The sequence below is a fragment of the uncultured Nostoc sp. genome (assembly GCF_964245445.1).
GTDB lineage: Bacteria > Cyanobacteriota > Cyanobacteriia > Cyanobacteriales > Nostocaceae > Nostoc.
On record NZ_CAXTNE010000113.1, the window covers coordinates 2,525 to 13,387 of the forward strand.

The 10,863-nt window shown below is 40.7% G+C and carries 10 protein-coding genes; 2 read left to right on the forward strand and 8 right to left on the reverse strand.

Annotated features, from left to right (window positions below; translation table 11 throughout):
* Window positions 1-1,693 (reverse strand): PAS domain S-box protein (locus ACFE90_RS19205; RefSeq protein ID WP_375503298.1); only part of this gene is annotated, 1,693 nt, incomplete at its 3' end.
* Window positions 1,694-2,850: 1,157 nt separating this feature from the next.
* Here ACFE90_RS19205 and ACFE90_RS19210 point away from each other — a divergent pair.
* Entirely contained in the window at window positions 2,851-3,102 is a 252-nt protein-coding gene (locus ACFE90_RS19210; RefSeq protein WP_375503268.1) for a hypothetical protein, read from the forward strand.
* A 409-nt stretch (window positions 3,103-3,511) separates the two neighbouring features.
* On the opposite strand, the gene ACFE90_RS19215 is transcribed toward ACFE90_RS19210, so the two are convergent.
* Complete coding sequence (locus ACFE90_RS19215; protein WP_375503270.1) at window positions 3,512-3,733, reverse strand: DUF4327 family protein; 222 nt, start codon at window positions 3,731-3,733, stop codon at window positions 3,512-3,514.
* A 457-nt stretch (window positions 3,734-4,190) separates the two neighbouring features.
* Between ACFE90_RS19215 and ACFE90_RS19220 the strand changes: the two genes are divergently transcribed.
* Entirely contained in the window at window positions 4,191-5,423 is a 1,233-nt protein-coding gene (locus ACFE90_RS19220) for a cysteine desulfurase-like protein (RefSeq protein WP_375503272.1), read from the forward strand.
* A gap of 66 nt (window positions 5,424-5,489) precedes the next feature.
* On the opposite strand, the gene glp is transcribed toward ACFE90_RS19220, so the two are convergent.
* The 6 genes from glp to rpsU form a co-directional block, all read right to left on the reverse strand.
* Window positions 5,490-6,761, reverse strand: coding sequence for a gephyrin-like molybdotransferase Glp (gene glp / locus ACFE90_RS19225; RefSeq protein WP_375503274.1), 1,272 nt, complete (start codon window positions 6,759-6,761; stop codon window positions 5,490-5,492).
* Window positions 6,762-6,810: 49 nt separating this feature from the next.
* Window positions 6,811-7,437: a PEP-CTERM sorting domain-containing protein gene (locus tag ACFE90_RS19230; RefSeq protein WP_375503276.1), complete on the reverse strand. Its 627-nt coding sequence runs from the start codon at window positions 7,435-7,437 to the stop codon at window positions 6,811-6,813.
* A gap of 86 nt (window positions 7,438-7,523) precedes the next feature.
* Entirely contained in the window at window positions 7,524-8,141 is a 618-nt protein-coding gene (locus ACFE90_RS19235) for a cation transporter (protein ID WP_375503278.1), read from the reverse strand.
* Between the two features lie 77 nt (window positions 8,142-8,218).
* On the reverse strand, window positions 8,219-8,584 hold the full coding sequence (locus ACFE90_RS19240) for an ArsR/SmtB family transcription factor (RefSeq protein WP_375503280.1): 366 nt from the start codon (window positions 8,582-8,584) through the stop codon (window positions 8,219-8,221).
* A gap of 153 nt (window positions 8,585-8,737) precedes the next feature.
* Complete coding sequence (locus ACFE90_RS19245; protein ID WP_375503282.1) at window positions 8,738-10,498, reverse strand: serine/threonine protein kinase; 1,761 nt, start codon at window positions 10,496-10,498, stop codon at window positions 8,738-8,740.
* A gap of 122 nt (window positions 10,499-10,620) precedes the next feature.
* Entirely contained in the window at window positions 10,621-10,809 is a 189-nt protein-coding gene (gene rpsU, locus ACFE90_RS19250) for a 30S ribosomal protein S21 (RefSeq protein ID WP_012407716.1), read from the reverse strand.
* Window positions 10,810-10,863 lie beyond the last annotated feature (54 nt).

The following is a 10,863-nucleotide window of genomic DNA, read 5'->3' on the forward strand; positions in this document are numbered from 1 at the left end:
GGAATGAATCTGGGCTAGCAATACTGATGATGGCGTGGGTGTTTTCAGCAAAATTGCGGAATTTCTCCTCGCTTTGGCGTAGTGCAACTTCTGCAAGTTGGCGATCTTGTAAGGCGGCTTGCTGTTCGGTAATATCTCTGCCTACCCCTTGGATTTCAACAACCTCTCCTTTGTGATCATGGATTGCGATCGCATTCCATTGAAACCAGCGAATACCGTTAATTGTAAATACACGTTGCTCACGATTAGTCAAGGGATGGGGTGAAGATCCTAAAGCTGTCATATCTTCCATCACTTCAGGCAAGTCATCTGGATAAAGAAACTGGAGAAATGATTGACCACGAAACTCATCTTCTTTCCAACCGAAGGTTTGACAAGCAACCGCATTGGCAAAGGTAATCTGAAAGTGCAAATCAATGCGGATAATTATGTCAATTTGGCTTTCCACGAGTTGGCGATAGAGGTTTTCGCTCTGTTGTAATGCAACTTCTGCGTGTTGGCGATCGCTAATTTCTTGTTGTAACAGGACGTTGGACATCACAAGTTCTGCTGTCCGTTTTGCCACTCGTTGTTCTAACTCTTCGTTTGCTTGGCGCAGTGATTCTTTTGCCTGTTGGCGATTGCTAATATCGCAGACTAACCATCGCCAACCAACTTGCTTACCCTCTGAATTGTACATGGCAGCCGCTCTAATGCTAGCCCGAAAAGCTTTACCTCCTTGTGGTTTTAGGTAAGCTTCCCACTCCTGTTCCTGCTGTCTATTATTTAGTCGAGTGGTAAAAGTCTGGCGGTCTTGGTGAGCAATAAATAGAATGAATGGTTTGTTTACCAAATATTTTTGGCGGACAGCCAGCAAGATTGCTGCTGCTCGGTTAGCCTCTTGGATTATACCTGCTCTATCAGTTACTAAGTAACCATCTGGAGCGAACTCAAATAAATCCTGGTAACGCTGGCGCTCTAATTCTACTAGCTCACGGGCAACGGCCAACTCTTCATTTTGTTCGCGCAGCTCTTCTTCTACTACTTGGAGTTCTTCGAGGGCTAGCTGAAGTTCCTGATTAACTTGCATAATTTCAGCCGATTGTGCCTCAACCCATAGTTTTAAGTTATTTTGAGTTTGGCAGCGAACTTGCTCTATCTCTGTGTGCTGATTAACCTGCCTGACATCTCTGGGTTCTTGTAAATATTGCTGCAAGCCTTCAACTACCCCAACCATTTTTACCAGGTCAAAGGCTTGTAGCAAGCTAGCCTCGGTAATGATTCCTTGCAATTGTCCGCGATCGTCCAAAACGGGCAAATAATGAGTCTGATGCTGACGCAATAACGATAAGGCAATGAAAATATCCTGAGAATCTGATTGTCTAAGGGTAACTACTGGCTGCGTCATCACTTGTGCGATCGTCACCGTAGATAAGTCCATTCCTGAAGCTATAAGCCTAACTACATCTTCTTCAGTAAAAATGCCTAATAAATTTACTCCTTCCAGAACCAAGACACAACCAGTTAACGGTTGATTAACGGGGTTTGAATCCAATGAAAAATTTAAGTTTTTAGGTGCATAATTACTAGCTCTTCCCTGGTTCATCAACAAAATAGCTTCGACTACAAAACTATCAGGGTTAATCGTTAAGGGAAAACGATTAATAACATGATTTAAGCTAGGTAAGTTAATCAGCCGATCGTTGAATCGCATAGTTAATTTGTCAATCTTAATGATCTTTCTGATATCAAAACGAATTAGCAAAACCTAGCGCCAGCCAGAAGAAGCAAACTATTGAAAATCAAGAATTATTGTTAATCAAGCAACTATCAAGCAACTAGATTGATAGATCCGCTTTATAAAAATTAGAAAACCTAATATAGGGGAGAAATGCAAGTTACTAACGAAAGCAGGAAGTAGATATAATTTTAGCGTTGCCACACTGATTCTATTGTCAAATTAGAGATAGCATATCATCTATATCAAGAGATTGCCTTAATTGATGGTATTGGTAGTTTTGTTAGTGAGAAATATTTGAAATTAATTGATGAGTGTAAATATTAAATCCAAGTTCCGAACGTCACCAGAAAGATCGTGATTTCGGCTGTTTTGTTGAAGGACGCAGTTCTTGCTGGAGGAGCAAATAATCAAAGCGTCAAAATGATGTTCTGTAGGAGTATTCACCCGCCCCTTGCGCCTCTTTGTTAGGAGAAGGCCATCGGTGAGAGGGAAAGAGGATTTGACAGGTGGCACACCACAAGTAAGACTGCTCTCAAGTACCACATTTCTAGTTATACAAATTTATATAAAGATAATTTAAGGATATTCTGAAGAGATATAACAATTTTAATTCATTAGTGAAAATTCGCGGTGTCCAAATCCCCTAATTCTTAGAAAAGTCAGAGATATAACTTTTTATGACTGATTCAGGGCTGCTATAGCTAAATAGCAATCCAATTTTATTTTTGAACTTATTTGCGTGGTGCGCGTTCGCGTTGGCGAACGCGAGTGCGTGTCGCAGACAAGCCTCTCTGCAAAGAGAAGCGTCTCGCAGAGAAGCGCAGCGCAAGCGCGATAGGCAGGTAGTAGGCTTGCCGTGAGCGTAGCCGAACGGGAGTAGGGAATCAGCTCTTTCGAGTTGAGGGCAAGTTTTTTCAAAAATCAAAGAGGAGTCCTATAGCTTTGATGCTATTACTTAAGAAATATGTATAAATTATACGAGATTATTAAATGTTTCAAATTTCCTCACAAGTTTCTCATATTTAAAGACTATAGTCAAAATATAAACACATGGTTTTAAATACCTGCAGGCTTGTCAAGTGGCTACCCCGATTTGCGATAACACTTTTATTAATAGGATTTAAGAAAATATGAATTACTGCCCTTGCTGCTCAAGTCTACTTTTAGAACATGTACGCGGTGCAGAAAGTTACTGGTTTTGTCGCCACTGTTGGCAAGAAATGCCTGTTTATAATCTGAACCAATCCAGTTCATTCACCGAGGCAGTTACGGTAAAAATACCTAGAAAGCCTCAACAAGAAAAACGTAGAAATACTACTGTTTACGCTAGCCAATGGCAATCTATCACAGAATGGATAGGGGTAGAAGAATTGTCTGCCTAATCCTAAGTAACTGAAATTGGTTTAGTATAATTTTCTCTTGATTCCACCAATCAATCGTTATAAAATGGCAGGCTGTGGCTCTCCCATGAGGTATTACCTGACACAACAATTTATCGGGAAGTTGGGGGAATCAAAAGCCAGTGGGGCAACTCTAGAAGACTTGTGTATGCCACCGTAGCTTGCTTAAAAGAGGGCTTACAAGTCAGAAAACCGCAAGGGCGCAGTTGCTCCCCAGCCTACGCAGTTTAAGGTTTTTGGCGCTAACCCAAGCGTATTAATTTATAAATAACGTCTAATAAGCTCTTGTTTATAACGCCCAACTTAATTCGAGGAGTTTTTATAAAAAATGAATTTCTAATTTTAATTTTATTGAGATGCTGCTAATAAGGTTCAGCTTCTAAATGCAGCCTCAATCGTCTTCCCAAGATTCGTGGTTCAGGAGATCGATAATTCTATCTCTGAGTAAAAATTCGTTTTTTTCTAACTCAAGTTCAAAATTAACCCAGTCACAATGAGGAATATATTTACAGAGGGTATAAATTGACTGCTGACGGTTAACAAGTCTCTTTTTAACAAGTTGCAGTGCTTCTTGCTTGATAAGCTCGATGTCGTATTTTACCGTAATATTCATAGCTCGTTCTTTTGTTTTCAATCAAGGAATTAAAAATAACAACAATATAGGATTACTTTTGATTTTTGAAAAAATTAGGTACTGTAGGGTGCGTTAAGATGGAATCCGTAATGCACCATTTGTAAGGATTTGATGCAGTACTCTCGCAGCTACATATCCTACCTATCTTTTGAAAAATCAAATAGTAGTCGTATAGTTGCTTTGACTCTACCTTAAACTTATCAAATAAAATCGGCGAGAGTTGTGAAGAATCAAGACATTAACCTTTGCTGTAAGTAAGATATATCATTAAGATACTCTTTGAGTTACTAAGTATACCCTCTCTCTAGAGAGATTCTTGCAGAATAATAAGGCTGGCATAACAAGCTGTAAACACCACGATAGGATGTAGATGCTCTCTAGGAGACTCGCTAAAAGGTAGGCTAGGGTAAAGAACATTCTCTAAAAAACTTATACTATGCATTTGAATCTTGATAAAGTTCGCCAATATTTTCCCGCCCTAGCTGGTGAATGGACTTTTTTTGATAATGCTGGCGGGTCACAAACCCTGAAAAAAGTAGTAGATAGAATTAGCGAATTCCTCCTGAGTTCTGATGTCCAGTTGGGAGCTTCTTATGCAGTTTCTCAACTTGCAGGAGAACGATTGGCTTTAGCAACTAGGGGAATGGCTACTTTCATTAACGCCAATTCTTATAAAGAAGTGGTTATGGGTCCATCTACTACAATGATGTTGAAAGTTCTTTCTATTTGCCTTGGTCAAACCTTTACACCTGGTGATGAAATTATTGTTACTAATTGTGACCATGAGGCCAATATTGGTGCTTGGGTAGCTCTGGAAAAACAAGGAATGAAGGTTAAAGTGTGGCAAATTCGCCCAGATAGCTTGGAACTTCATTTAGCAGATTTAGAACCATTGATGAGTCAGCGTACAAAACTAGTAGCTTTGACTCATGCTTCTAATGTTCTGGGAACCATCAATTCTATCAAAGAAATTGCTGCATTTGTTCACGATCGCAACGCGATGATTTGTGTGGATGGTGTAGCTTATGCACCCCACAGGTTAGTTGATGTCCAAGATTTGGATGTTGATTTTTATACTTTGAGTTTTTATAAAGTTTATGGGCCACATCATGCTTTACTTTATGGCAAAGAAGAACATTTATTAAGATTACCTAGTCTTAATCATTATTTTATTGAGCAGACAGATATACCTTATAAATTTCAGTTAGGGAATGTCAACTTTGAATTAAGTTATGGAATGTTGGGTTTATGTGATTATCTAAGTGAATTAGCACAACTGCACTACGGCAATCAAACTGCACCTGATTTGAGAAATCAAATGGTGCAGGCGTTTGATTTAATTAGCATACATGAAGAAAAAATTAGCGATCGCCTCTTAAATTACCTCAACAGCAAGTCTAATGTGCGAGTGATTGGTCAATCAAAAGCTGACCGGAAATCCCGTGTGCCAACTATATCTTTTGTAGTAGATGGAATGAATAGCTCAACCATTCCGGCAAAAATTGACCAACATTATATTGCGATTCGCTATGGAGACTTTTATGCTAAACGGCTGATTGAATACCTAGGGTTAGCATCGCAAGGTGGAATAGTCCGGGTGAGTATGGTACATTACAACACTCTTGAGGAAGTTAACAGTTTGATTGAGGCTTTTGAGCAGGTATTTTAAGACTAGGCATTTGTCATTTGTCATGTGTCATTTGTAATAAGTTATTTTGCTTGTCCACATTCTCTATTACCCATTACTAAGCTGTAAAACTTGCACCTCTTCTTGTGGGTAAATTAATGTTTTACCCACCGGCAGAACAGCTAAAGCATTGGTTTGAGCTAAATTAATTAAATTGCCGGAACTTTGACTACCATCAGCTTGATGAAATTCGTAAACTCCATCAATTAAATGCAATTTACCCCAAAGGTAAGTTTCGCGTTTGCCATTTGATCGCAATTCATGATGCGATCGCACTTTTAAAAATACTGGTTCCCAACCTTCAGTAATTCCCGAAAGTTTCTTGATTGCTGGTAGCACAAACCGCCAAAATGTCACCAATATAGCAGCAGGGTTTCCTGGTAAACCAAAGTAGAGTGGGGAGTGGGGAGTGGGGAGTGGGGGAGATGAGGGAGTATGGGGACTGAGGAGTGTGGCGACGGTGAGGGGTTTACCTGGCCTCATTTCCACAGATCGAATGTGGATCTTTGCTTTTAGTGACTCTAGAATTTTATCAACATAGTCATAATCTCCTACTGAGACACCACCAGAAGAGAGAACTATATCAGCGATCGCAATGGCGTGGGCAATAACTTTCTCCAAAGCAATTGGATCATCTTTGACAATGCCTAAAAGTATTGGTTCTGCGCCACTTTGTCTCACCAAAGCTGCTAGCGCATACTGATTAGAATCTACAATTTGCCCCGGTTGCAACGGTTGATCAACTGTCATCAACTCATCACCAGTGGAAAGAATTGCCACACGCGGACGGCGGTAAACACTTAATTGCGGACATTGTGCTGCTGCCAATACGGCAATTTCTGGAGCATTTAACTTAATTCCTGCTGGTAGTAATTGTGTTCCAGATTGATAAAAAGATGCTTTGTATCTGACAAATTCTTGCGGTTTTGGCGCATCCAGAATAAATACACGGTTTTCCTCGCGGCGTGTCTTTTCTTGCATAACTACAGTATCCGCACCTGCTGGGATTACCGCACCTGTGAAAATCCGCGCGGCTTGTCCTGGTTGAATTGTAGACTTGGGTTGATACCCAGCCGGAATATCTTCAACAATTTCTAAAACTGCTGGGTTTTCGCTGCTATGCTGTACATCTTCGTAGCGAACTGCGTAGCCATCCATTGCCGAATTATCCCAATGGGGAAAATCTAGCGGACTGGTGACAGGCACTGCCAAAATCCGACTATCTGCTACTAATAAATTGACAACTTCTGTATCACGCTGGTGATCCAATGGTTGTACTAAATTTAAAATAATTGCTTGTGCATCGCTGACTGATACCATAGCGATCGCCTCCGACTTTTTATTTTATCCCTTTGACCAATTTTAGATTTTAGATTTTAAATTTTGGATTGAATTTCTGCTTGAGGTTAAATCCTAAACTACACACTGCTAGTAAACCTATAATGATACTTCCTTCGGGCACTTTAGATACTTGAACTGAATTGTTACTTAAATCTAGTATTTGCTTTGTGCCTGCTGCATTTCTATTGTTAAAACCAAATTCTTTAGCTATAATCTCATTGCTCAAACCTTCGTCTATGAGTGCGAGATTATTATTAAGCCATGTGTCACCAGGAAGCTCATCATCCTTGCCAATATCAAATGGGCCAAAGATTTGCTCTTTAGTGCTATCAAAGTTAAATCTCAAAAAGCCGTATTTAGATACACCACTAAGCACTGGAGTAAAACTATTTACGAGAGTATTCAAGGGATCAAAGAAGGAAATTGAGAGGGACTGCAAGTTTTTCGTAACTCCCAAACCTGCTTCATAAATGACGCTTGGAACAGTTGTTGTATCGTAGTTAAATGAACCTTTAGCTGAATAACCAGTGTCTCCTTTCCAGTTGAAGTTGAACTCAGCAGCAGAAGCTAGGTCGTTAGTGGTTATGGCGATCGCTAACCCTAAACCAGTAGTCATCACTATACTAATAGCTGTTTTAGTAAACAAATGTGTCATAGATACAACTTCCAAATTTTTTAAAATTAAGTTTCTACAACAATACAATATTTCTCAAAAACAGAATTAAAGCACTGATTTCTGACTTAAGCTCTTTCCAACTCTCCCCAAGACCTAGAGAGGACTGATCCTGCTGACTTCGCAAAAATAAACGTTAGCATAAGTCCTACTAACAAATCCGGCAAAGATGATTTTGTCATAAACACCAATCCAGCTGCCACAAGTACAGATGTGTTGGCGATAATGTCGTTACGAGAACAAAGCCACACAGAAGACATATTGATGTTATCGTTCTTATGCCTTGTCAAAAGATAAAGACACAACAAATTAGTACAAAGGGCAATCAATCCAACTGTACTCATGATTTTAAGGTCAGGAGTTGTGTTAAAAAACACCTGATGAGTAGCCTTGGCAAATACCACTACAGCAGACAAAAACATAATACCTCCTTTGAGGATGGCAGATTTGGCCTGTGATTTTGCTCCCTTATTGATTACGTAAAGACTGCTTCCATAGGCGATCGCATCCCCTAGCATATCCAGAGAGTCCCCGGTAAGAGAAAGGGATTTGGACTGAATGCCAGACAGGAGTTCTACAACGAACATTACTGTGTTTACGCCCAGAACAATCCACAAAACCTTGCTCTGGCGCTTGGTCATTTTGTCAAGTTCAGATGATTTCTTTTGGCAGCAATGGTCAGACATTATCTAGTTCCTTAGTCACTTGCCTGTTCATTCCAACATTCAAAACAATATCATAATGATTAAATAAAAAAAAGAGACTACCGAACAATCTTTTGCAACACAAGATCCAAAATGTCACCTACGAATTGATCTCGCAGCGAGTAATAGACGAGTTTCCCATCATTCCTATATTTAAGTACTTTGAGATCGCGGAGCTTCCGCAAATGGTGTGATGCCACAGATACCTGCACACCAAGAACCTCCGCAATATCACAGACACATAATTCCTGGCGATCTTTTAAGGCATGGAGTATCTTCAGGCGAGATTTGTCAGCAAGAGCAGTAAAGAGTATTTTAGCTTCTTCAAAAGTGTCGTCCATCGGCATTGCGTCGCGGACGTGAACTACCAACTCGTCATTAAAACAGCGTACTTGACAAATGTCATCTGGTTTCAGCTTCGGCACAAGAACTTCCTACAAATCATTTAAAAGCCAGTCTAGCAGTGATTTAGGGGGTTACTGTATACTTCAATTGTGGTCAAAACAGATTGAAAACGCAGCAAGTACCCAAGTCATCTTACAAGCCACACCATAATTACTTTCTGCTTCCTATATTCTTCATCGCCACCCTAAAAACCGCAATCCAGGGACAATTAGGTAGTATGTCACTCCTAACCAGAAGCTAATAAAGACGCCTACAGAACCAAAAAAAATCAGAGGTAACTGTAATTCTGACCAGCCTGGTTGACTAGAGAATTGGAAAATCGGAGGCGCTAACCTAAAAAGAATCAAAATTGCATAGGCGATCGCACTACCAAAGGCAGCGAACACAGCGTACACTATGTGATGGCTGCGAAGTCCTAAACTTAAGGTAAGTAGGCAAACTCCCACTAAAATTACTGCCACTAAGCCCTCGCCGCTATCTTTGGGTGTGATTAATTGCAAAATCAACCAACCGAAGCCATAGCTAATCATGCCCATCAGCGACGCTACTAAAAAGCGTCGCTGTTGACCAAAACACCCGGATACTGTCAGTCCCCAAGCGGTTCCCCAGCCTGCGGCGACGAATACCAAAATATCTGCCCCCAAGACTGGTTGAGTATTTGGCACTAATTGGTTTTGCTGATTCCAAATAAATTCCACAACCTGACGACCCAAGCTTGTGTGATATGCCAAAATAAAACCTGCCATCGCACCAAAACAAGCGCCAACATAAGCCAGAATCATCGCCCAAATCGTCGCCAAACAAGCTTGGAAAATTTTGATGATTGTCTGAGCGATAAAAATAACGGTTTTGGTTACAGCTTGGTTAAAGTTAGCTAAAACTTGTTCAATAGCTTGTATTAGCTGTGTAAATCTTTGGGAAACTTGCGTTGAGGCAAGCTTTCCGTTGTCTCGCAGTTGGGCAAATAATCCTGACGGCGGTAATGGTTGAGAAATCTTCGCCAAACGTTTTTGAATTATAGCTGCATTTGCTGGACGCGATCGCACATCCTCCTGCACCATCTCATCCAGCAAATCTGCTAGTTGGGGGTTGACATTTACCGTAGTTCGCCAGCGCAATTTCCCAGTTTGTTGATCTTCCAACTCTAGCGGGTACTTACCTGTTAGTAGTTCAATCATGGTTCGACCAAGGGCATAAAAATCGGCACTTGGTCCAACAATCCCTCCAGTCACTTGTTCTGGTGGACTGTAGCCTGAAGAAAATAATCGGGTGGAACTAGACTGAGAACGCAGCTTAGAGGCGCTAAATTGTTTTGCTCCTCCAAAATCAATTAGTACTAAGCGATCGCCTCCTGTTTGCCCTTGAGACGGGGTTAAAGATGGCGAAGAAGTGCCCAGCATTAAATTAGAAGGTTTGATATCCCGGTGAAGAATGTGACGTTTGTGTAATTCTTGTAAAATCTGTACAGCTTGGGCAAACCAGTTTAAAACCAAATCCTCTGGACAGCCTTGGGGAAACTTTTTTAATATCTCCTCTAAAGTCCGCCCATTAATTTTTTCCATTACCAGACAAGGTAATTGGTGCGGTTTGGGGTTAAACAGTTGTACCTGAAAATACCCTTCGGCATCGACTCTGGGGACACCCGGATGGTTCAAACTAGATAAAACCGCCGCTTCTTGGGTAAATAACTCCAGTGCCTTTGGTGAATCTTCTACCAACACCTTCAGCACTTTCTCTGTTTGAGTTTTTTCATCCCAAACCGTGTAAATTTGAGCAAATCCTCCCGACCCTAAAGGCTGAAGTGGAACATAGCGGTCTAACAGTTCTAGCGGTGCGCCACAACTGTTGCAAAATTTGTTTCCCCAAGGCTGAGGATAAGGACGTTGACAATCAGGATTTATACAGTGAACCGCCCTCTGAGTGATGTGAGACACAACCGCTACAATACAAAGGCTGACTTGATTTTAGCGTTTCTTTAGGTTTCCTGATTTTAAAATAGCCAAAAGGAAAACCCTCATAGATTTTATGAGGGTATTCGTTATATCTATGTCAGCCCTTAGTTACGAAAACTTCTCTTACTTTGTCTGTGCTTGGCAACTTCTTTGCGCTTGCGTTTTTCTAAAGGCGTTTCAAAATGACGATGCTTTCTCATGTCTGGAAAAATTCCAGCCTTGGAAACTTCTCGCTTAAATCGCCGTAAGGCTGATTCAATGTGTTCATTGTCACCTACAATTACTTGGGTCATTATCTCTCCTAACTAAGTTGACTTCATCAATGGCTATGGAAGCACTAACATTAC

Bases quoted from the DNA above. Each gene is read 5' to 3' on its own strand.
- ACFE90_RS19210 (WP_375503268.1), top strand. From the start codon at position 2,851: ATGAATTACTGCCCTTGCTGCTCAAGTCTACTTTTAGAACATGTACGC.
- ACFE90_RS19215 (WP_375503270.1), bottom strand. From the start codon at position 3,733: ATGAATATTACGGTAAAATACGACATCGAGCTTATCAAGCAAGAAGCA.
- ACFE90_RS19220 (WP_375503272.1), top strand. From the start codon at position 4,191: ATGCATTTGAATCTTGATAAAGTTCGCCAATATTTTCCCGCCCTAGCT.
- glp (WP_375503274.1), bottom strand. From the start codon at position 6,761: ATGGTATCAGTCAGCGATGCACAAGCAATTATTTTAAATTTAGTACAA.
- ACFE90_RS19230 (WP_375503276.1), bottom strand. From the start codon at position 7,437: ATGACACATTTGTTTACTAAAACAGCTATTAGTATAGTGATGACTACT.
- ACFE90_RS19235 (WP_375503278.1), bottom strand. From the start codon at position 8,141: ATGTCTGACCATTGCTGCCAAAAGAAATCATCTGAACTTGACAAAATG.
- rpsU (WP_012407716.1), bottom strand. From the start codon at position 10,809: ATGACCCAAGTAATTGTAGGTGACAATGAACACATTGAATCAGCCTTA.